Origin of the sequence: Saccharopolyspora shandongensis (genome assembly GCF_900106995.1) — a bacterium.
GTDB classification, from domain to species: domain Bacteria; phylum Actinomycetota; class Actinomycetes; order Mycobacteriales; family Pseudonocardiaceae; genus Saccharopolyspora; species Saccharopolyspora shandongensis.
In genome coordinates this window covers 35,412-55,216 of the sequence record NZ_FNOK01000010.1, presented here as the reverse complement: position 1 = coordinate 55,216, position 19,805 = coordinate 35,412, and the positions used below count along the sequence as shown (strand labels likewise).

Genomic DNA, 19,805 nt, shown 5'->3' with positions numbered 1-19,805 from the left:
TTGCGGCGGTACAGGCCACCAGAAGGGTATCCGTGCGTCCACAGTGGCTCGCCGCCTCTCGCGCCGTCGTTGTTCGGCTTCGCAAAACCAGTGGCCTGACCTGCGGCGAATGTTCATCATCCGTTTCCGACACCGTCCACATTAGCCATCTAGCGTTCGCGCCATGATGAACGCTAATCGGCGTACTTTCCTGCTCGGCACCGGTGTGCTCGGCGCTGGGCTAGCCAGCTCAGGCTTGGTCGGCGCATCAGGCACCGCCAGCCAGGCCGGGCGGATCGATCCGGAGAACCCGCGATTCACCGTGGCCGTCATGCCGGACACCCAGTACCTGTTCGACGCCGATCGCGGCGACTCCACCCCTCTCGACGCCTCCCTGCGGTACGTGCTGAAGACGGACGAGAACATCGTGTTCCTCGCACACCTCGGCGACCTGACCGAGCACGGCCAGCCGGGCGAGCTCGCGCAGATCGGCCGCTCATTCGAAGATCTCGACCGGCACCGGTTCCCATACAGCGTGCTCGCAGGGAACCATGACATCGACTCGTCCACGGACGACCAACGCGGACCGACACCTTTCCTCAGCACCTTCGGTCCGAAGCGAGCTGCGCTCTCCCCGGCCTACCGCGGCTCGAGCAAGGACGGATACAACAGCTATCACATCTTCCGGGGCGGTGGTCGGCAATGGCTGTTGCTGGCGCTGGACTGGCGTCCGTCGGCGAGTGGCATCGCGTGGGCCAACTCGGTGATCAACCAGCACCCGGACCTGCCGGTGATCCTGACGATCCACGAGATGGTGTACGCCGAAGCCGACGGGCAGGCGCAACTGTCCGAGTTCGGCCAGCGCGTCTGGCGCGACCTGGTTGCCGACAACGACCAGATCTTCCTCACCCTCAACGGTCATTTCTGGCCTCCCGGCCGCACGGTGCTCCGCAACAAGGCCGGCAATGACGTGCACCTGCACATCACCAACTATCAGGACCGCTACTACGGCGGCAGCGCGATGATCCGGTTGTACCGGTTCGACCTGGCGCGCGGTGTGATCGACGTGCACACAGTCTCTCCGTGGCTGCTGGCGAAGGCTCCTGACCTGAACGAGCTGGAGCGCCAGGAGATCGAGCGCACCGGCGACGTGGACTACTTCAGCGTTCCGATCGACTTCGAGCAGCGCTTCGCCGGCTTCGCACCGGTCCCTGTGCCCCCACCGCGACCAGCGCGGGACATGCTGCTGCCGGGAACGATCGCGTACTGGCGTTTCGACAACGCTGCCGCCGGGACCAAGGTCGAGTCCGTGCGAGATCTCTCCGGTCAGGGCAACGACCTGAAGCTCATGACACTCGGCGGTGGCTCGCTGACGTACTCCACAGACTTCGACAGGCGGCAACCAAGCCATGCCAGCCTGCAGTTCACCGGGTCCAAGAACCCTCCCCGCGGTTCGTACTTGCAGACCGTCGACTCGGCGCCGTTGAACAGGATGGACTTCGCCAGCGGATACACCATCGAGGCGTTCGTCAAGCTGCCACCGGACTTCAAGGACGGCAACCACGCCTGGTGCGGCGTCTTCTCGCGATTGGGCACCGGCGCAGACGCAGGCAAGACCGGTGATGACCCGAGCGAACCGGCGGTCACGTTGTCCCTCTCAGACGGCGCCGGATTCCAGTGGGCGACATTCCCGCTCAACACGAACAGCATCAGCACGAACTGGAGCCACGAACTGCAGCTGGACAAATGGTGGCACGTCGCCGTGGTCAACGACGGCACGCACACCACCATGTACGTGGACGGGTGCCCGGTCGTCCGGAACCCGAGGACTTCCGCGGCCGGCCTCGCCAATCCAGGCACTAGTTGGCTACTCGGCGGATACGCCTATGACCGGACGGTAGAGCAAGGCTTCCACGGCTGGATCGGAGACGTCCGCGTAGTCGCCCGCCCGCTCCCGGTGAGCGACTTCATGCTCGGCTGACATCCCGGCTGGACTCATCATTGCGTGTGATCGCAGCTAGGAGGAGGGTTCCGCGTGTTGGCGATCACATCGTCGAGCCGGTCACGCGCCGCGAGCAGGTCGATGATCCGCCGACTGATGCGGGCGCGCTCGGTCTCCGGGTGGTCCAGGAGCCCCGGGGGCACTGTGCCGGAATCCACGCACGGCAGCACCTCGCGCACGGACCTGCTCGGCAGGCCGGCGGCGAAGAGCTGCTCCAGTCTGGTTTTGTAGGCTCTGAGCGAGCTTCCCAGTGGGGTGAGCCATTTTCCAGGCCGCACCGGGACTCCTTCTTCGCTCCACCACGCGGATCATTTCCCGCTCCGCGCTGATGGTCGGCGTGCAGCCTTGCCCGGTGCACGTACAGGATGTACGCAGAGTGGCGCTCCGCTGCAACGTCACAGTCAACAGTAAGTTCGCTGACGAGACCGTTGATTGCCGAAGCAGGAATCCCGTTGGTGTACCGGCAAACGTATGCGATCACCACGCAGGGATAGGAATCCCAGATCACAGCGGATCGGGCTGCGTCGACGGCGTCGACCATAGAAATCAGGCTCGACGCCCGTCGCCCTCGAAATGCTCTACCAGAACCGAACCGCTGATCAACGACCCAACCCTGTTCCGTCCGAGTAGCAACGCCGGGAAACCTTCGCGGGCGCCCAAAAGGGCATGATTCCTCGTGCTGCCCCGCATTCTGGACATTCGTCCAGCGCAGCGTGGCTAGCCTTTTCGCATGCGAGTCCTCTTCTCCACCACCCCTCAGCACGGTCACCTGCTGCCACTGCTCCCCCTCGCCCGCGCCTTCCAGAAGCGGGGCGACGACGTCGCGGTACTCACCTCCGACACGCTGCAGTCCGTCCTGGAACCCGAAGGGCTGCACCTGCTCTCTGCCGGCCCGACGGCAGCCGAGCTGATGGCCGAGGTGAGCGCGCGCACCGGGGTGGACGCGGCGCACAACCCGACGCCTGAGGCCGTCGGCGAGTTCTTTGCCGGCGCCCGCATCGACCTCACCGCCGACGAAGCGCTTGCCGCCGCGAACAACTTCCGGCCGGACCTCGTCGTCCGCGAGGTCTGCGACTACGTCGGTCCGCTTGTCGCAGCGGCCCACGCGGTCCCGATGGTCAGCCTCGCATTCGGTCCGGCGCTACCGACCCCATTCGTCGCGGCCTTCGAGGCGACCGCCCAACCCCGGTTCGCTGCGCGAGGTCTGTCATTGCCAGCAGACATGTGTCTGCTCGACACCTGCCCGCCGTCGCTGCAGGCCGACGACTGGCAGCGCCCGGCGGGCTGGCAACCGTTGCGTCCCGAGCCCCACCGTGCACCCGGCACCCCGGCACCGGCCCCCGTCGCGTCGGAGCGGAAGCGAGTGCTGGTCAGCTTCGGCACTTACTTCGACGCCCCGGAGGTCATCAGTCCGCTGCTGACCGACCTGACCACTTCGGACATCGACCTCGTGGTGACACTCGGTTTGCTCGCTTCACCTGCGCAGTTCAACGTCGATCACAGCCGGATCAGCTTCGTCCCCTTCACCCCGCTGGCCGATCTGCTGCAGGGCGTCGACGCGATCCTCACCCACGGCGGCGCGGGCACCACTCTCGCCGCCTTGGCCAAGGGGATCCCGCTCGTGGTCATTCCGCAGGGCGCCGATCAGTTCATTCAGGCCGAACGCGTCGCCGCCACGGGCGCAGGCATCGCTCTGGAACCCGGCGAAGCCACCCCGCAAGCCACTGCTGCCGCGGTCTTGAGGGTCCTCACGGACCCGCTCATCCGCAAGACCACCAACGCCTTGGCCGAGCAGATCGCCGCCATGCCCACCCCGACCGAAGTCGCGGCCGTCCTGGCAGCGGCCGCGGATTGACCCTCCCCCCGCCGCACCGAGACATCCGGTCACGGTACGGCGGGGGGAGAGACCACACCGGTCCGATTTGCCCCACGAGTTACCGCAGCCAGGCGAGAATGGCCGAGATCGATGTCGAGGTAGGTACTAACGCCCCTTGTGGCGGGCGGGCCGTCGGCAGAGCGTCACATTCGCGCGGCCCCGTCGACGGGAGGGGCGCATGCAGGTACCAGCGACGTTCCAATACGAGAAGGCCGCGAGCGTGGCCGACGCGCTTGCCCTGCTCGCCCGGTACGGGCCCGAGGCGAGGGTGGTGGCGGGCGGGCAGAGCCTGCTGCCGATGATGAAGCTGCGGATGGCCGAGCCACCGGCCCTGGTGGACATCAACGGACTCACCGAACTCGCCAGGATCAGCGTGGACGGAGATGAGCTGTCCATCGGTGCGATCGTCCGGCACGCCGAACTGCTCGCCTCGCCCGTCGTCGGCGAGCACCTCCCGATCCTGCGCGACGCGGAGCGCTTGATCGCTGACCCGATCGTGCGCAACCGCGGCACGGTCGGCGGATCGCTGTGCCAGGCCGATCCCTCGGAGGATCTGTCGGCGGCCTTCGCCGCCCTGCGGGCCGTACTCGTGGTCGAAGGCGCCGGAGGACGCCGGAACGTGGCGGTCCGGCAGTTCTTCACCGGCCCCTACGAGACCGTGGTCGAGCCAGGCGAACTGCTGGTGGAGATCCGCGTTCCGATCCGATCGCACGCCAGCGCCTACCAGAAGGTGGAGCGCCGCGTCGGGGACTGGCCGGTGGCCGCGGCCGGTGCCGTGCTGGAGCTCGATCGCGATCGGGTTCGCGAGGCCGGGATCGGCCTGACCGCGGTCGGCGCCGCCGGATTCGTCTCTGCGGAGGCCGAGGACGTCCTGCGCGGCAGGCCCGCTGACGAAGAGCAGTTCGCCGAGGCCGGGCGGATCGCCGCCCAGCACTGCAATCCGGTTTCCGACCAACGCGGGCCGGAGGACTACAAGCGGCACCTCGCGGGCGTCCTCGTGACGCGCGCGTTGCGCAAGGCAACCGCCCGCTCGCGCGGCGAGGAGGCCTGACATGCAGATCACCACGACCGTGAACGGCCGGGAGTACACCCAGGACGTCGAACCGCGGCTGCTATTGGTGCATTTCCTCCGCGACCACCTCGGACTCACCGGCACGCATTGGGGCTGCGACACGTCCAACTGCGGTGCCTGCGTCGTGTGGCTGGACGGAACGCCGGTAAAGGCGTGCACGGTCCTGGCGGTGATGGCCGACGGTTGCGAAGTCCGCACAGTGGAAGGGCTGGAGACAGAATCCGGGCTCGATCCCATCCAGCAGGGCTTCGTCGAATGCCACGGACTGCAGTGCGGATTCTGCACGCCCGCCATGCTGATGACCGGCCGCTGGCTGCTCGACCACGACCCGGACCCTTCCGAGCAGACCATCCGGGAAGCGATCTCGGGCCAGGTCTGCAGATGCACCGGCTACGAGAACATCGTCCGCTCGATCCGCTGGGCTGCCGAGCACGGATCTGGCGCGCCGACTGCGGTCGCGGAGGCCGACGAATCCGCGGTGCCCGGACAGCGGTCCGCCGCCGAGGAGGTGCGGGCATGACGGCAGTGGAAGAACACGGGGCGCCGATGGGGTTCGGCCCCATGCACCGGAAAGAGGACGCACGGTTCATCCGCGGACGCGGGACCTACATCGACGACGTGCAGTTGCCGGGGATGCTGCACGGCGCGGTGCTGCGCAGCCCGGTCGCGCACGCGAAGATCGTGTCGATCGACACCAGGGCGGCCGAAGCCCACCCGAAGGTCCGGGCGGTGATCACCGGCCAGACGCTCGACGAGCTCGGTCTCGCCTGGATGCCGACCCTGTCCTATGACACGCAGGCCGTGCTCGCCACGGACAAGGTGCGTTTCCAGGGCCAGGAAGTCGCTTTCGCGATCGCCGAGGACCGGTACGCCGCGCGGGACGCCTTGGCGCTCATCGACGTGGAGTACGAGCCGCTGCCGGCGGTGGTGGACGCCCTCAAGGCGCTCGACCCGGACGCCCCGGTCATCCGCGACGACAAGGACGGCAAGTCGGACAACCGCATCTTCGATTGGGAGGCCGGTGACAGGGCCCGCACCGATGAGGTCTTCGCCCGGGCCGAGGTGGTCGTCGAACAGGACCTGCTGTACCCGCGAGTGCATCCGGCGCCCCTGGAGACCTGCGGCGCGGTGGCGGACATGAACCCGGCCACCGGCAAGCTCACCGTCTGGGAGACCAGCCAGGCACCGCACGCCCACCGCACCGTCTACGCCATGGTGGCCGGTCTGCCGGAGCAGAAGATCCGGGTGATCTCGCCGGACATCGGCGGCGGGTTCGGCAACAAGGTCCCCATCTACCCGGGTTACGTGTGCGCGATCGTCGGCTCGATGGTCACCGGCAAACCGGTGAAGTGGGTGGAGGATCGCGCCGAGAACCTGATGAGCACGAGCTTCGCCCGCGACTACCACATGCGCGGCGGGATCGCGTCCACCAAGGACGGGAAGATCGTCGGAGTCCGCGTCGAGGTGATCGCCGATCACGGCGCCTTCAACGGCACCGCGCAGCCGACGAAATTCCCGGCCGGGTTCTTCCACGTGTTCACCGGCTCGTACGACCTGCAGGCGGCGCACTGCCACGTGACCGGCGTCTACACCAACAAGGCGCCCGGCGGAGTGGCCTACGCCTGCTCGTTCCGCGTCACCGAAGCCGTCTACCTCGTCGAGCGGATGGTCGACTTGCTGGCCCGCGAGCTGGACGTCGACCCAGGCGAGCTGCGGATGAAGAACCTGTTGCGCCCCGAGCAGTTCCCCTACACCTGCGCCACCGGCTGGGAATACGACTCCGGGGACTACCCAGCGGCGTTGCAGCTGGCCATGGACATCGCCGGCTACCCAGAACTGCGCGCGGAGCAGCAGCGGAGGCGGGAGCGGGGCGAGTTGATGGGCATCGGCATCAGCTTCTTCACCGAGGCGGTCGGTGCTGGACCCCGCAAGCACATGGACATCCTCGGGCTCGGCATGGCGGACGGTGCTGAAGTGCGGGTGCACCCGACCGGCAAGGCGGTGGTGCGGATCTCCGTGCAGACCCAGGGCCAGGGCCACGAGACGACCTTCGCGCAGATCGTGAGCGACCAACTGGGCATTTCGCCCGATGACATCGAGGTGGTGCACGGCGACACGGACCAGACGCCATTCGGCCTCGGCACGTACGGTTCGCGCTCCACACCGGTCTCCGGCGCAGCCGCCGCGGTGGCGGCGCAGCGGGTGCGCGAGCGGGCGAAGGTCGTGGCCTCGGCGATGCTGGAGGTCAGCCCGGACGACCTGGAGTGGGAGCGGGGGCGCTGGTTCGTCCGCGGCGACCCTGAAGCGGGCAAGACGATCAGCGAGATCGCCCTCGCCGCGCACTCCACCCTCGAACTGCCGGAAGGCGTCGAAGGCCACCTGGACGCCAGCTGCGTTTACAACCCGCCCAACCTGACGTTCCCATTCGGCGCCTACATCTGCGTCGTCGACGTGGACGGGGAGACCGGGAAGGTGGCGGTGCGCCGGCTGGTCGCGGTCGACGACTGCGGTGTGCGGATCAACCCCATGATCGTCGAGGGGCAGGTGCATGGCGGGCTCGCCGAGGGCGTCGGCATGGCCCTGATGCAGGTGATGGCGTTCGACGAGGAAGGCAACAACCTCGGCGGTTCGTTCATGGACTACCTGCTGCCGACGTCGGTGGAATGCCCGTCGTGGGAGCTCGGTGCCACGGTCACGCCCTCGCCGCACCACCCGATCGGCGCCAAGGGGGTCGGCGAGTCGGCGACCGTCGGGTCTCCGGCGGCGGTGGTGAACGCGGTGCTGGACGCGCTCAAGCCGTACGGCGTTCGCCACGCGGACATGCCGTTGACCCCGGCCACCGTGTGGCGCGCCATGCAAGGTCGTCCACTGAGGACGGATTTGGCGATCGGCTGAGGTGGTGGGATGTGAGCGATTTCGTGGAGCGCAGAGCGGATCTGCGCTCCAGGCGCACGCCGTTCGTGGTCGCGACCGTCGTCCGGGTGCAGCGGCCCACCAGCGCGAAGCCCGGCGATTCCGCGCTGGTGCTGCCGGACGGGACCGTGGAAGGCTTCGTCGGCGGTGCGTGCGCGGAATCGACCGTGCGCGCGCAGGGACTGCGACTGCTGGACGGCGGAGCTCCGGTGATACTGCGGATCACTCCCGCAGTCTCCGACGAGACGCGCGCTGAAGGGCTCGTCACGGTGAGCAATCCTTGCTTGTCCGGCGGATCCCTGGACATCTTCCTGGAACCGGTGCTGCCGCCCGTGCTGGTGCGGGTGTTCGGTGATACGCCGGTGGCGCGCGCACTGGTTCGTCTCGGCGGGGAACTCGGGTACGAAGTGGACAGCGCGACCGATGCGGATGCCGGACTTCCCGCCGATATCGGGGCCGTGGTCGTTGCTTCGCAAGGCCGATCCGAGGAACCGGTGTTGACCTCGGCGCTGCGGGCCGGCGTTCCCTACGTCGCGCTGGTCGCCAGCCGCCGCAGGGGCGCCGCAGTGCTCGACCGGCTGGACGTGACCGCTGAGAAGCGGGCGCGGGTGCACACACCGGCGGGACTGGACATCGGCGCTCAGACCGCACCGGAGATCGCGCTGTCCGTGTACGCCGAACTGGTCATGCAGCGGCCACGCCGGGCAGGGCCGGGGAAGCAGACGCCCATGGCCGTGGACCCGGTGTGCCGAATGGCGGTTGCGATCAATGCCTGTACCCCGTCCGCGCACTGCGGCGGCCGATCCGTCTACTTCTGCGGACCCGCGTGTCGCGAAGCTTTCATCGACGAGCCGGCGAGATACCCGACATGAGCGAGCCGTCCAGCCCGTTCCGCGATGCCGTCACCCTGCAGGCGGAGTTGGGCAGCGTCGGATATCTCGCCGACGACGCGCTTACCACCGCGCTGCTGCTCGCGGTGCGGATGCAGCAACCGATCCTGCTGGAAGGCGAGCCCGGTGTCGGCAAGACGGAGGCGGGCAAGGCGCTTGCGGCGGTGTTGGACACCCGCTTGATCAGGTTGCAGTGCTATGAAGGTCTCAGCGCCGCGGAGGCGCTCTACGAGTGGAACTACCCGCGCCAGCTGCTCGCCATCCGGCTGGCCGAGTCGCGCGGTGCGGTGCTGCGCGACGCCGACCTGTTCACCGACGAATACCTGCTGGAACGGCCGCTGCTGGCCGCGATCTCCCACCCCGGCCCGCGCCCCGCAGTCCTGCTCATCGACGAGGTGGATCGAGCCGACGACGAGTTCGAGGCGTTCCTGCTCGAACTGCTCGCCGACGCCGCTATCACCATCGCCGAGCTCGGCACCCGGCGAGCCGTGGTGCCGCCGATCGTGGTGCTGACGTCCAACCGCACCCGCGACCTGCACGATGCCCTCAAGCGGCGCTGCCTGTACCACTGGATCGCCTATCCCGATGCCGACCGGGTCGCCGCAATCATCCGGCGCCGGGTGAACGCGACCAATCAGCTGGCTGCCGCCGTGGCCGCATCGGTCGGTCGCCTGCGCCGTCTGGACCTGACCAAACCGCCCGGCGTGGCCGAGGCGATCAACTGGGCGATGGCGCTTCAGGTCCTGGGCTTGTCCACAGTGGATGAAAGTGCCGCGGAACGGACGCTCGGTGCCGTGCTGAAGTACTCCGAAGACGTCACGGCAGTGCGCGAAGCGGGGACGACGGTTCTGGTGTGCGACGATGGCTGATCTGGCTGACCTGGTGGCAGCGTTCGGCGCCGCGTTGCGCGCCGAGGGACTGCCGGTCGGGCCGGATCGCTGTGCGCGCTTCACCGACGCCATCGGAGTGGTTCGACCGGCGAACACCCGGGAGCTGCGCTGGTGCGCACGAGCGACCCTGATCTCCGATCCGGACCACATGCCGGTGCTCGATGCGGTGTTCCGCGCGGTGTTCGAGCGCGTCGTGGACCCGTCTGAGCAGCGCGGACAACTGGAGCATCCGCCGGCGGAGCGGGCGATTCCACCGACCAGGCCCGGTGGCCCAGACCGGGACAGCGCGAATTCCGGTGGTGCGAACAGGTCGACCACGGACCTCGAGGTTCCGGCGTTGGCCAGTGCCGCGGAACAGCTGAGCCATCGCGAATTCACCGACCTCTCGGCCGACGAACTGCGGTCATTGGCCGCTCTGATGCGCCGATTCGCACTCGTCCCACCGGTGCGGCGGTCACGACGCGACCGCCGCACCGCGCACGGTCGCCGAATCGACCTGCGCAACACGTTGTGCGCCGCTCGGCGAACCGGCGGGCACCCCGTGCGGTTGAGCAGGCGCAGCCCGAAGCTGCGAGCGAGGAAACTCGTCGTCCTGTGCGACATTTCCGGCTCCATGGAACCGTTCGCCCGAGCATTGCTGCAATTCCTGTACTGCGCGGCCGGCGGAGCGCACGCGGAGGTGTTCACCTTCGCCACCCGACTGACCCGGCTGACCCGGCTGTTCGCCCGCACGCGAGCCTGCACCGCGTTGGCGTGTGCGGGCGACGCGGCCCCGGACTGGTCCGGCGGAACCCGGATCGCCGACGCGGTCGGAGAGTTCCTGGACCGCCACGGTCGGCGCGGCATGGCAAGGGGATCGGTGGTCGTGATCGTCTCCGACGGGTGGGAGACCGGAGATCCGCGCGAGCTGGGACGGCAGATGGCGCGGCTGGCGCGGCTGGCGTTCCGGATCGTCTGGGTCAACCCGCGAGTGGCACGTCCCGGCTACCGGCCGATGGCGGGCGGGATGGCAGCGGCGTGGCCGTACTGCGACGTGGTGCTCAGCGGGCACCGGCTCGACGAGCTCGACGAGCTGACCGCAGCGATCGCCGATCCGTGGCGCCGGCGGCGCAGGTGACGCCTGGTCGCATTCACCTTGTGATCGCCTGCAGAGGACATTCGCTACGATCGCCGCGCGTCGCCATTCCCTGTATTGCGATTTTCTTCAAGTTCGTCCTACCGGGCTCGCGGTTAGGCAGTGACCCAGGCGAAGATGACCAGGAACAGCAGGTAGCAGGCTACGATGGCGGCCGTGCCCGCCAGGTTCGTCACCACCACGCGGACCGGCCCCGGCACCAGCCAGAACGCGAATAGCCTGTTCACCAGGGGCATCAGCAACCAGGTCAGGACGCTCACGCTCAACATGTTGCCGATGAACAGGGACAGATACCCCGGTAGCCCTGCCGCGTCCAGTTGGTGACCGACTGTCAGATTCAGGACCATGACGGTGGGATAGAGGGCCAGCAACACGGTCATGGCCTGCTTCCAGTTGGGTGGGATCCCTTCCTCCCCTTCGCCGTCGAAGCGGAACCAACTGCCGAATGCCGATCTGATCTTCCGCACGTCATAGGCTGCGAAGTAGTCCCTTCCTTCCTCCAGAAGTTTCGCTCGCGCCTCGGAGTCCAACCATTCCTCCAGGTGCTCACGACTGTCGTATCGGAACACCGCGACCCATTTTTCCTGAACTCCTGGTACGGGCTCGAAAAGTTCGAGTCCCATGAATCCCGGAGACTTCTCCTGCACCTTGCGGACCTTGTTCTGCCAGTGCCTGAACTCGCGTTCACGACCCGGCCTGACGTCGTGTGAGACGACCGCGGTCACGACATCCCGGGTCGGCGGCTCTCCAGCGAGAACCTCCTGCGTGGTCGGCCCTTCGAACAGGCCCTCGCCCTCGGCGAGCAGTTCCTGCCGTTCCGTCGAGTTCAACCAGGCCCTCAACTGGTCGATCGTCGAAAAGCGAAAGACGACCGACCACGCGTTCTGCTCACCTGACGTCGGTGGATACTGCTCCGCCGCCTCGAACCCGGTGAAGCCGCTGGCCGCCTGGTCCACCCTTTGTTGCCATCGCTGGTAGTCGTCCTCACGGCCTTCACGGACCGTCAACGAGATCAGGACGGTCGCGCCGCGACTCCCGAATTCCTGGTTTGGCCCCCATTCCATACCGGGTAACCATAACTAGCTCCGGCAGGTCGGACAACTCGACTAAGAAGCGCTGAGTGCGATTTGATCGGAGGTTCTGGGGATGGAAAACAAGGAACTCATTGCCGAAGCCGTGCGGTTGGCGACCGAATCCGTTGAGAACGGGTGGGGCGGCCCGTTCGGCGCGGTGATCACCCGCGACGGAGAGATCATCGCACGGGGGCAGAACCGCGTTCTGCTCACCGGCGACCCGACCGCGCATGCGGAGGTGGAGACCATACGGAAGGCCTCGCAGATACTGAATTCCGAGGCGCCGAGCATTCCGGAAGACCACCAGAACGAATCGACACTGGAGTTCGTGCCACGGCAGAAAGATTCGGATGACGTGGTGCCCGAGCGGGCCCGCATGCTCATGGGATGCTCCATCTACATCAGCGGTGCACCGTGCCCGATGTGCATGAGCGCGATCTACTGGTCCCGAATCGACGCGGTCTACTACGCCAAAGATCTCAAAGACACCAGAGAGATCGGTTTCGACGACGCCTTCCAGTACGACGACTTCAAGAAACCACTCGACCAGCGGAGAATATCGATTCAACAAATCTATCCCGAGATCGGGGACAAGGCGTACCAGGCGTGGATGAACAAGCCCGACCGGCACCCGTACTAGCGCGGAGCGACGCCGTCGGGATAGGTGTGGAAAAGTCCGTCCGGGTCGAAGCGTGCGCGCAGCGCCTGCAACCGCTGCCAGTTCTGTTCGGTGTAGCACCGGCGGGCTCGTTCCGGCTCCGCAGTGAGGTCCGCTTCACCCACGTAGTGGCCGACCGTGACGGGTTCCAGAGCCGCCATCGTTTCGCGCAGCCAAGCACGGTTCGCGGCGTCGTCGGCCCGCTCCTGCCACACGGCATAGCAGTCGAGCAGGGTCCGTCCGGCCACGGAGAACGCCGTGTCCGCCGCCGGGTCGACGTCGCGGAGTTCCGGCGACAGGGTGGCGAGGATGACCGACTCCCTCGCGGGAGCGGCCAGGATCGGTTCCCGCAGGCGGCTCACCACGTCACCGAGTTCGGCATTCGACCACGCCGTGTCGGCGGCGTAGCGACGGCCCTCGGGCCAGAACGTCGCGGCGGCGTCGAACAGCCCGTCGAAGGTGGAGGGCACGGCGACCTGGGCCTGAAGCGCCCGCCCGGCGGCGGGACAGCGGTCGAGCGGCGCCAGTGCCTCGACTGCGGCGTCCGTCGAGTCCGCGAAGGCGGCGGCGGTGACGATGGCGACCTTGCCCGGCTGTTCCGCCGTCACCCCGGGTGGTGCGGCGGCAAGAAGGAAGCTCGGCTCGACCATTGGGGGCAGCCGGTCGCCCAGGTCGGACGCCCAGCCCGCAACCTCCTCCGCGTCGGCGAGCGAGTAGACGTAGGTGCTCGTGGTGAGCGCGCGCGGCAAGGGATAGACGTCCACCAGGTAACTGGTGACGACGCCGAAGAAGCCCGGGCCCGCGCCGCGCGCCGCCCAGAACAGCTCGGCGTTGTCCCGCTCGTTCGCGTACACAAGCTCCCCGTCTGCGGTGACCACGTCGATCTCTCGCACGCTGTGACACGCCGGTCCCCAGACGCGGGTGTTCCAGCCAAAGCCACCGGCGAGCAGGTAACCGCTGACGACCACCTGACCACAGTGGCCGGCCGGAAAGGCAAGCCCGTGCTCGGCGAGTGCGGCAGCGAGCCTGCGGTTGGAGACCACCGGCGACAGCCGCGCGGTGCGCGCGGCGGGGTTGATTACCACGTCCCGCAACCCGGACAGGTCGACGAGCATTCCCCCGTCGCGCAGCGGGGAGCCCCACCAGTTGTGCCCACCACCGCGAACCGCGACCCGGAGACCACGGGCGCGGGCAAACCGCACCGCGCGCACGACATCGTCCCTCGATGCGACAGTGACGATCAGCTCGGGAAAGCGCTCCGGCTTCCACGCGTTCCACAGCATGGCGCGCCTCGTCCGCTCGTAGGCATCCGATCCGCGCCACACGACGGTGCCCCGGGTTCCGCGCAGCATCTCGGTACCCATTACGTCCCCCACACCTGTGTTCGCGGCAATGCACGACCCCGACCTGCCGCGGGGAAGCGTCGACACGTTCGTCCCGGTTCCCGGACTCCACGAGCCCGCCATCGCGAGCGTGGCACAGCAGAAGTGCCTGTGCTCGCCGGTGGGCAAGGCAGAGGGGCATCAAGCAGCGGTCGAAGCGGCGACCTCCTGGGAGGGACTTGGCGGCACGTTCGGGGGTCCCGCGCGACCGGGCGGCCGGTGGGAACCCCGCGCCAGGCCTGACCCCGGCAACCAAGCCAACGGGTTTCCCGTGTACGAGTCACCCAGCGATTCCGGCATTGCAGCTGACCGACGCATGCGCGTCCGCGCGAAAACCCGTGACACGTAACAGAACCAGTTTCTCGTGCCGGGATCTGGCCGCTGGAGGTAGACGGAATAGTAGTTCTCGTAGTCCTCCCCGGCGCCGGCACGCAGCCCGGCGAGATGAGGCCGGTCCGCGTGCGGCTGAAAGGGAGTGCTCAGGGACACGACCCCACGCACCACATCGGGCGGCCTGTCCCGGGCGACACTCACCAGGCGGTTCACCAGCACGATAGGCGAACCACCACTCTGCTACCTCCGGCGCCGGCGAATGGAACTTGCCGCACGCCGGCTACGGGAAAGCGACGACCCGCTGACCGCCATCGCCAAACGCATCGGCTACACCTCCGAGTTCGCCTTCTCCCGCGCATTCTCCCGAACCTTCGGCATACCGCCCAGCCACTACCGCACGGCCAGCAGGCAAGACCGCCGCCACAACCAAGAGAGCAACTCGCCGACCCACGACTGACCTTGACCCGACAACGCCTGCCTCAAGTCTGCTGGAGTGGAGTCCGCGATCTCAGCCTCAACTGGGGCCGCGCAATCCCGTCAGGTGTGCAGTAGGTGCCTGTGCAGCTCCGGCACGACCACATCCCACACGGCAGGCGGCGGGATCTCATGCCCCACTCCCCCTAGGCGCATGAGCCGGGCTCCTGGGATCACTCGCGCGAGCGCTTCCCCGTGCGGGAGAGGAAACATCGGGTCGTCAGCGCTATGCAGGACGAGGGTCGGCACGCGAATCTCGGCCGGGTCCACCGAAGTCCCAGGTTCGGCGATGAAGTGGTTCGCCATCGACGATGCCATGTTGCGACTGCGGCGCACCTCGAGCGTCGCCAGGGCACGCACGCGCGCCTCGTCGAACCCGAGCGGGCCGGCGAAGGGTCGCTCGACGTCGACGCGATAGTCGATGACCGCGGTCTCGTCCGCCCAGTCGATCTCTGGCTCGGGCTCCTCCCAGGTTGCGGCGACCGCGAGGCTTGGCGGCGGCAGATCACCACGGTCGCCACCCGCGGGGCTGGATTCGACGAGCGTCAGAGACCGCACCCGCTCGCGTGCGCGCACCGCGATGCTCTGCGCGATACCGCCACCCATCGACATGCCCATCAGGTGCGCGTCCTCGATGCCGAGGGCATCGAGGACGCGTAGCGGATCGGCGGCAAGGTCGTCGCCGGTGTAATCGGGCTGTCCTGGCGCGGACGTACTCGATTGACCGGTGTCGCGGTGGTCGTACCGAATGACCTGCAGCTCACCAGCGCCGAGAAGGTCGCAAAACTCGGGTGTCCACCAATCCATCGACTGGCCACCACCTGCGATCAGCAGCAGTGCCGGGGCGCCGTCGGGTCCACGGCGATCGAGCGCCAGCTCGATGCCGTCGACTTCGAGGACCTTCACCACTCCTCCAGTGTGGTCCGGAAGCCGGTCCACCGGAACCCTGCTCAGACCCGCAAGATCGGCCATTCTCCTCGGCATGTCATCGGTCTTCTCCGCCTCTGCGTCGGATGTGAGGGTTCCGTTCGTGTCGCGGAGTTCGTCAAAACCGTTCCACCTGCGGTGAGCGGAGCCGGTTGCGGGTGTCCAGCACGCGGTCGGCGTAGCGCTCCAGCAGCGCCCAGTCGAGCATGTCGTGGTCGGCTAGCACGATGATCAGGTCGGACTGGGAGATCTGGTCGGCATCGAACCCCACCAGCCGCACGTAGGGCGGAACTTCGTCCGGGTCGATGAGGGGGTCGACCGCGCGCAGGTCGGCGCCGAGCCGGTCGAGGCGCTCGGCCACGGCCATCGACGGGGAGTTGCGTGCGTCGCCGGAGTTCGCCTTGTAGGTCAGCCCGATCAGCAGGACGTTGCTGCTGTTCACGGATTTGCGGCGCCGGTTCAGGTGTTCCGTGGCACGTGCGACGACATAGTCCGGCATGTGCTTGTTGACATCGTTGGCGACGTCGACCAATCGGAACTCCTGTCCCAGGGAACGCCGCACCTGCCAAGACAAGTAGGAGGCATCGATTGGCAGGCAGTGCCCGCCGACCCCGGGTCCGGGCGAGAAGCGCATGAACCCGAACGGTTTGCTGGCCGCCGCATCGAGGACTGACCACACGTCCACCCCGAGTCCGTGCGAGAACACCGCGAGTTCGTTGACCAACGCGATGTTGATGTGCCGGAAGGTGTTCTCCAGAAGTTTTGCCAGTTCCGCCTCCCGAGGTCCTGGCACCGGAACGGTCACTTCCACCAGCTGGTCGTAGAAGTCGCGGACGACGCGCAGCGATCCCGGGTCCACACCGGACACGATCTTGGGCGTGTTGTGGAACTTCCAGGTCGGGTTGCTCGGGTCGATGCGTTCTGGGCTGTAACCGACGTAGAAGTCGGCTCCTGCGCGCAGTCCTGAACCGGACTCCAGGATCGGTACGAAGATCTCCTCCGTGGTCCCGGGATAGGTGGTGGACTCGAGCACTACGCAGCAGCCGGGCGAGATGTGCGTGGACAACGCACGGGCGGCATCTTCTATGTAACGCAGATCCGGTGCGCCGTCGTGCAGTGGGGTGGGAACGCAGACCGAAGCGAAGTCGAAGCCGCGCAGTTCCGCGCGCTCGGTGGTCGGTAGGTACCGGCCCGTCGCCAGAGCGGCCTCGAGTCGCTCGTCGTCCACGTCGTCGATGAAGGACTTGCCGCGCTGGAGCAGATCGATGCGGTCCTCGTCGACGTCAAGACCGACGACGTCGAATCCGGCCTCGCAGGCGCGCATGGCGACGGGAAGGCCCACGTAGCCCTGGCCCACGATGGCAACTCGTGCACCGGACATTCCGATCACCCCTTCCGGGCTTTTCCTGGCTGCGTTCGTCCGTGCAGGTGCAACGGCACGCTTCGTGTTCACGGCTGATCGGTCATCGCGCTGCATGAAGCCCCCTAGCAGAAGTACCGGTAGAGCAGGGAGCCTGCCTTCCCGGTGATGTCATCGGAGACGGATTCGTCGGTGAGCAAACCGGTGATCTTGCCGAGCAGATCGTCCACTTCGGAACGCTCAGTCGATGATCCGCGTTGTGAGCGCAAGATCACGACCTGCTTCTCGTCGTCGGCGTACTTCCGCTTGAAGCGCAGCAGCCCCGGCTGGTCGAGGTCGCTAACACCCCAGTCGACCAGCCGCAGCCCGCGATCCACAGCCCAGCGGATCGCGGCCCAGTAGATCGCGTCGTTGGGGCGCAGGTGCAGCCGGTCCTGCAATGACGAACCGAACTTGAAGTGCAGCACACCGTTCCACTGCAGGAACACCGCAGCGGCGACGGGTTCGTCGCCCACGCGCGCTGTCATGGTCACGACCGAGTCGTCGGAGTGGAACTGCTCCCAGATGTTCTCGAAGAACTCCATCGGCTGGGCCAGCATTCGGTACTTGTGCTTGCGCAGCCGGACCTGCATCCGGTGAAAGTTCCGCAGCGCTTCCACCCCGGTGTCGGCACTGATCCGGACGCCGCTCCGCTCGGCTGCGGCGATGTTGCGGCGGGCGTTGGCGGAGATCCGCCGGTGGAGTTCGGGCAGGGGGGCGTCCAACCGCGTCGCGTGCCAGGCGAGCCGGCCTGCTTCCCGCAGCCGCGGATCCCGCACGGGGGCTTCGGAGTGCAAGCACCGCAACGCAATGGGGAGGCCCTGGTCGACGATCCCGTCGGTAAGCTGGTGCCAGACGGTCTCGTCGGGTGCGAACGGGTCCGCCCAGTCCGAGAACGGCAGGCTGCACAGCCGTTCTCCGCGGATGTCGTGGACGCGGACCCAGGCGAAGCCGCCGACTACCGCTCCCGATGCGTCCACCGCGATGCGAGCTTCAGGGGTGAAACCGTACGTCCGGCACAGTGCCTCCAGCCACGGCTGGGAGGTGAACATGCTGCCCTGCGGACCAGCGGCGAGTTCCGCCCATCGCGGGTCTTTCCGCGGGTCGACGGTGACGATTTCGGGTGTCGCGCTGCGCATCAGGGCCTTCGCAGGAGTTCGGGAGAGCTGGAACGACGGTGGCTCCCGCAGCGCTCCCACCGCCGTGGACCGAGCTGCCAGCAGGTCATCGACGGTGATGTCGCCGAGTTCCCGGTGCAGTACCAGGCCGCGGCGATCGAGTTCGGTCGCGAGCTGGCGCTGGTGGTCGTCGATCGCCTCGCCGAACCGGCGCTCCCTGGTGACCACCACCGGCGCCTTCCCCGCATCGAACGCCAGCAGCACGGACCCGGTACCGGAGTGGCTGATCACCACGTCGGCCGACGAAAGCGCCTCCGCGAGTTGGGTGATCGGCAGGTACGGCTTGGTCTGGATCGGCAGGTCGTCCACCGGCGCCGGACCGGTCTGCCAGAGAACTTCGACCGGCAGACCGGTCGCCTGGTGCAGCGCACCGTCCGGCTCGAGCAGCGGCACCAGAGATTCGATCATCCGGCGGAACGGGTACGTCGATGCGCCGACCGTGACCACCACGCGCAGCCGGTCTCCCCGCGGGCGGTCTGCGATCGTTGCCCGGTAGACGTCGAACTGGCTGCCGCCGTAGCGCCAGCCGCGGTCGGCAGCGTGCGGGTACTGGGTGTACACCCGGACCCGGGGAACCCAGCGGAGCAGTTTTCCCGTCAATGACGGGCTGTTCACCCGTGCGGCGCTTTCGATGTAGTGGCACTCCACGCCGCGCGCGGCCAGGTATGGCAGGAAACCGAGTGCGATGCCGGAACCGGTGGAGATGGCCCGGGTGATGCCCCGGGCACGCCACAGCCGGTGCGCGATCGGCAGGCACCGCAGAACTCCCCGCACGCTGCGGCATCCGACCGGCGGAACGTATACGACGTCCCGATCTGCCAGCATCGACGTGCTCTGCTCGTTGCGGCTGGTCACCCACACCGCCGGACCGTCCGCGGGAATCCGCTCGGACAGGCTGTGCAGCTGGGCCAGGTGACCGCCCGTGGTCGCCACGAAGAGTGTCGTCATCGGGCACCGTCCCCGCGCAGCATCGACGGCAGGGTCCGGGCCAGGATCCGAAGGTCGGTCTGCAGGCTGCAGGACCGCACGTAGACCATGTCCAGACGGAGCATGCCCAAGGTGTCCATGGTGCTGCGGCCGCTGACCTGCCACAGCCCGGTCAGCCCGGGTTTCACCGCGCTCCGTTCGGCGAACTCCGGTGGGAACATCGCGGCCTCCCACTCGAGGCACGGGCGGGGGCCCACCAGCGCCATGTCACCGCGCAGCACGTTGAGCAGCTGCGGCAACTCGTCGAGGCTGGTACGCCGCAGCCAAGAACCCACCGCGGTGATGCGCGGATCGCGGTCCAGCTTGAAGCTGCCGTCGGCGGAAGTGTCCTCGCCGCGCAACTCGCGTGCGATCATGTCGCGCAGCGGTTCGTCGCTGCACCCCAGGCGCATGGTGCGGAACTTGTAGAGCGTGAACGGCTTTCCGCCCTGCCCGACCCGGCGTTGCCGGAACAGCGCCGGGCCCGGGCTGGCGAGGCGGATGATGCCGGCGACGATGAGCATCGGCGGCGCGAGAACGGCCAACCCGACGGCTGCACCGACCACGTCGATCCCGCGCACCACGGACCGCTCCCACCGAGGTCGCCGACCGCGCGGCGGCAACGGTTCCGGTGTGCGCTCCGCCCGCGCCGCCGGTG

Annotated in this window: 17 protein-coding genes; 10 read left to right on the top strand and 7 right to left on the bottom strand. The window is 67.7% G+C overall.

Annotated elements, in window-relative coordinates; genetic code table 11:
• Positions 1–163: 163 nt before the first annotated feature.
• Positions 164–1,960, top strand: a complete 1,797-nt coding sequence (locus BLW84_RS13135) for a LamG-like jellyroll fold domain-containing protein (RefSeq protein ID WP_093265333.1) — start codon at positions 164–166, stop codon at positions 1,958–1,960.
• A 17-nt stretch (positions 1,961–1,977) separates the two neighbouring features.
• On the opposite strand, the gene BLW84_RS48360 is transcribed toward BLW84_RS13135, so the two are convergent.
• Positions 1,978–2,160 carry a MerR family transcriptional regulator gene (locus tag BLW84_RS48360; protein ID WP_218157307.1) on the bottom strand — a complete coding sequence of 61 codons (183 nt, stop codon included), beginning with the start codon at positions 2,158–2,160 and terminating at the stop codon, positions 1,978–1,980.
• 551 nt (positions 2,161–2,711) lie between these two features.
• Here BLW84_RS48360 and BLW84_RS13125 point away from each other — a divergent pair.
• From BLW84_RS13125 to BLW84_RS13095, 7 genes are all read left to right on the top strand, one after another.
• Positions 2,712–3,836 (top strand): glycosyltransferase, encoded by a 1,125-nt coding sequence (locus tag BLW84_RS13125; RefSeq protein WP_093265330.1) that lies wholly within the window; start codon positions 2,712–2,714, stop codon positions 3,834–3,836.
• A gap of 199 nt (positions 3,837–4,035) precedes the next feature.
• The gene (locus tag BLW84_RS13120; RefSeq protein WP_093265328.1) at positions 4,036–4,908 is read left to right on the top strand and encodes an FAD binding domain-containing protein; all 873 of its coding nucleotides are present in this window, start codon (positions 4,036–4,038) and stop codon (positions 4,906–4,908) included.
• A 1-nt stretch (position 4,909) separates the two neighbouring features.
• Positions 4,910–5,449 carry a (2Fe-2S)-binding protein gene (locus BLW84_RS13115; protein ID WP_093265327.1) on the top strand — a complete coding sequence of 180 codons (540 nt, stop codon included), beginning with the start codon at positions 4,910–4,912 and terminating at the stop codon, positions 5,447–5,449.
• Positions 5,446–7,824 carry an aerobic carbon-monoxide dehydrogenase large subunit gene (locus BLW84_RS13110; protein WP_093265325.1) on the top strand — a complete coding sequence of 793 codons (2,379 nt, stop codon included), beginning with the start codon at positions 5,446–5,448 and terminating at the stop codon, positions 7,822–7,824. The genes BLW84_RS13115 and BLW84_RS13110 overlap by 4 nt, the downstream gene beginning before the upstream one ends.
• Positions 7,825–7,835: 11 nt before the next feature.
• On the top strand, positions 7,836–8,714 hold the full coding sequence (locus tag BLW84_RS13105; protein WP_093265324.1) for an XdhC family protein: 879 nt from the start codon (positions 7,836–7,838) through the stop codon (positions 8,712–8,714).
• Positions 8,711–9,601, top strand: a complete 891-nt coding sequence (locus tag BLW84_RS13100; protein ID WP_093265322.1) for an AAA family ATPase — start codon at positions 8,711–8,713, stop codon at positions 9,599–9,601. The genes BLW84_RS13105 and BLW84_RS13100 overlap by 4 nt, the downstream gene beginning before the upstream one ends.
• Positions 9,594–10,739, top strand: a complete 1,146-nt coding sequence (locus BLW84_RS13095) for a vWA domain-containing protein (protein WP_093265320.1) — start codon at positions 9,594–9,596, stop codon at positions 10,737–10,739. The genes BLW84_RS13100 and BLW84_RS13095 overlap by 8 nt, the downstream gene beginning before the upstream one ends.
• Before the next feature lie 113 nt (positions 10,740–10,852).
• Here the strand turns inward: BLW84_RS13095 and BLW84_RS13090 are convergent, their stop codons facing one another.
• Positions 10,853–11,821 carry an antibiotic biosynthesis monooxygenase gene (locus BLW84_RS13090; RefSeq protein WP_093265318.1) on the bottom strand — a complete coding sequence of 323 codons (969 nt, stop codon included), beginning with the start codon at positions 11,819–11,821 and terminating at the stop codon, positions 10,853–10,855.
• Positions 11,822–11,903: 82 nt separating this feature from the next.
• Here BLW84_RS13090 and BLW84_RS13085 point away from each other — a divergent pair, with 82 nt between their 5' ends.
• A complete protein-coding gene (locus BLW84_RS13085) occupies positions 11,904–12,470 on the top strand; it encodes a nucleoside deaminase (protein ID WP_093265317.1) in 567 nt (188 codons plus the stop codon).
• On the opposite strand, the gene BLW84_RS13080 is transcribed toward BLW84_RS13085, so the two are convergent.
• Positions 12,467–13,852 (bottom strand): FAD-binding oxidoreductase, encoded by a 1,386-nt coding sequence (locus BLW84_RS13080; RefSeq protein ID WP_093265315.1) that lies wholly within the window; start codon positions 13,850–13,852, stop codon positions 12,467–12,469. The two genes, BLW84_RS13085 and BLW84_RS13080, sit on opposite strands and share 4 nt — an antisense overlap.
• 493 nt (positions 13,853–14,345) lie before the next feature.
• Between BLW84_RS13080 and BLW84_RS13075 the strand changes: the two genes are divergently transcribed.
• Entirely contained in the window at positions 14,346–14,660 is a 315-nt protein-coding gene (locus tag BLW84_RS13075; RefSeq protein WP_093265313.1) for a helix-turn-helix transcriptional regulator, read from the top strand.
• A gap of 80 nt (positions 14,661–14,740) precedes the next feature.
• Here BLW84_RS13075 and BLW84_RS13070 read toward each other — a convergent pair whose 3' ends face one another.
• From BLW84_RS13070 to BLW84_RS13055, 4 genes are all read right to left on the bottom strand, one after another.
• On the bottom strand, positions 14,741–15,586 hold the full coding sequence (locus tag BLW84_RS13070) for an alpha/beta fold hydrolase (protein WP_218157306.1): 846 nt from the start codon (positions 15,584–15,586) through the stop codon (positions 14,741–14,743).
• Positions 15,587–15,722: 136 nt separating this feature from the next.
• Positions 15,723–16,985, bottom strand: coding sequence for a nucleotide sugar dehydrogenase (locus tag BLW84_RS13065; RefSeq protein WP_177226438.1), 1,263 nt, complete (start codon positions 16,983–16,985; stop codon positions 15,723–15,725).
• A gap of 104 nt (positions 16,986–17,089) precedes the next feature.
• Positions 17,090–19,129: a GNAT family N-acetyltransferase gene (locus BLW84_RS13060; protein ID WP_093265310.1), complete on the bottom strand. Its 2,040-nt coding sequence runs from the start codon at positions 19,127–19,129 to the stop codon at positions 17,090–17,092.
• Positions 19,126–19,731 carry a sugar transferase gene (locus BLW84_RS13055; RefSeq protein WP_245761118.1) on the bottom strand — a complete coding sequence of 202 codons (606 nt, stop codon included), beginning with the start codon at positions 19,729–19,731 and terminating at the stop codon, positions 19,126–19,128. The genes BLW84_RS13060 and BLW84_RS13055 overlap by 4 nt, the downstream gene beginning before the upstream one ends.
• Between the last annotated feature and the right edge of the window lie 74 nt (positions 19,732–19,805).

What these genes read in the sequence shown, in the direction of transcription:
- BLW84_RS13120 (WP_093265328.1), top strand. Translation starts at nt 4,036, where the DNA reads ATGCAGGTACCAGCGACGTTCCAATACGAGAAGGCCGCGAGCGTGGCC.
- BLW84_RS13060 (WP_093265310.1), bottom strand. Translation starts at nt 19,129, where the DNA reads ATGACGACACTCTTCGTGGCGACCACGGGCGGTCACCTGGCCCAGCTG.
- BLW84_RS13135 (WP_093265333.1), top strand. Translation starts at nt 164, where the DNA reads ATGATGAACGCTAATCGGCGTACTTTCCTGCTCGGCACCGGTGTGCTC.
- BLW84_RS13095 (WP_093265320.1), top strand. Translation starts at nt 9,594, where the DNA reads ATGGCTGATCTGGCTGACCTGGTGGCAGCGTTCGGCGCCGCGTTGCGC.
- BLW84_RS13090 (WP_093265318.1), bottom strand. Translation starts at nt 11,821, where the DNA reads ATGGAATGGGGGCCAAACCAGGAATTCGGGAGTCGCGGCGCGACCGTC.
- BLW84_RS13110 (WP_093265325.1), top strand. Translation starts at nt 5,446, where the DNA reads ATGACGGCAGTGGAAGAACACGGGGCGCCGATGGGGTTCGGCCCCATG.
- BLW84_RS13125 (WP_093265330.1), top strand. Translation starts at nt 2,712, where the DNA reads ATGCGAGTCCTCTTCTCCACCACCCCTCAGCACGGTCACCTGCTGCCA.
- BLW84_RS13080 (WP_093265315.1), bottom strand. Translation starts at nt 13,852, where the DNA reads ATGGGTACCGAGATGCTGCGCGGAACCCGGGGCACCGTCGTGTGGCGC.
- BLW84_RS13085 (WP_093265317.1), top strand. Translation starts at nt 11,904, where the DNA reads ATGGAAAACAAGGAACTCATTGCCGAAGCCGTGCGGTTGGCGACCGAA.
- BLW84_RS13100 (WP_093265322.1), top strand. Translation starts at nt 8,711, where the DNA reads ATGAGCGAGCCGTCCAGCCCGTTCCGCGATGCCGTCACCCTGCAGGCG.
- BLW84_RS13065 (WP_177226438.1), bottom strand. Translation starts at nt 16,985, where the DNA reads ATGTCCGGTGCACGAGTTGCCATCGTGGGCCAGGGCTACGTGGGCCTT.
- BLW84_RS13115 (WP_093265327.1), top strand. Translation starts at nt 4,910, where the DNA reads ATGCAGATCACCACGACCGTGAACGGCCGGGAGTACACCCAGGACGTC.